Origin of the sequence: Pantoea sp. V106_11 (assembly GCF_029967885.1) — a bacterium.
Classification (GTDB): Bacteria; Pseudomonadota; Gammaproteobacteria; order Enterobacterales; family Enterobacteriaceae; genus Pantoea; species Pantoea ananatis.
On record NZ_JASCAK010000017.1, the window covers coordinates 1 to 552 of the forward strand.

1 rRNA gene is annotated in these 552 nt (G+C 53.4%); it reads right to left on the bottom strand.

Annotated elements, in window-relative coordinates:
- Positions 1–49 precede the first annotated feature (49 nt).
- A 16S ribosomal RNA gene (locus QLG08_RS01450) occupies positions 50–552 on the bottom strand; the annotation flags it as partial.

Genomic DNA, 552 nt, shown 5'->3' on the forward strand with positions numbered 1-552 from the left:
TTTCTATCAGACAATCTGTGTGAGCACTTCGCGGGAAGGTATCTTCAGGTAAGGAGGTGATCCAACCGCAGGTTCCCCTACGGTTACCTTGTTACGACTTCACCCCAGTCATGAATCACAAAGTGGTAAGCGCCCTCCCGAAGGTTAAGCTACCTACTTCTTTTGCAACCCACTCCCATGGTGTGACGGGCGGTGTGTACAAGGCCCGGGAACGTATTCACCGTGGCATTCTGATCCACGATTACTAGCGATTCCGACTTCACGGAGTCGAGTTGCAGACTCCGATCCGGACTACGACGCACTTTATGAGGTCCGCTTGCTCTCGCGAGGTCGCTTCTCTTTGTATGCGCCATTGTAGCACGTGTGTAGCCCTACTCGTAAGGGCCATGATGACTTGACGTCATCCCCACCTTCCTCCGGTTTATCACCGGCAGTCTCCTTTGAGTTCCCGACCGAATCGCTGGCAACAAAGGATAAGGGTTGCGCTCGTTGCGGGACTTAACCCAACATTTCACAACACGAGCTGACGACAGCCATGCAGCACCTGTCTCA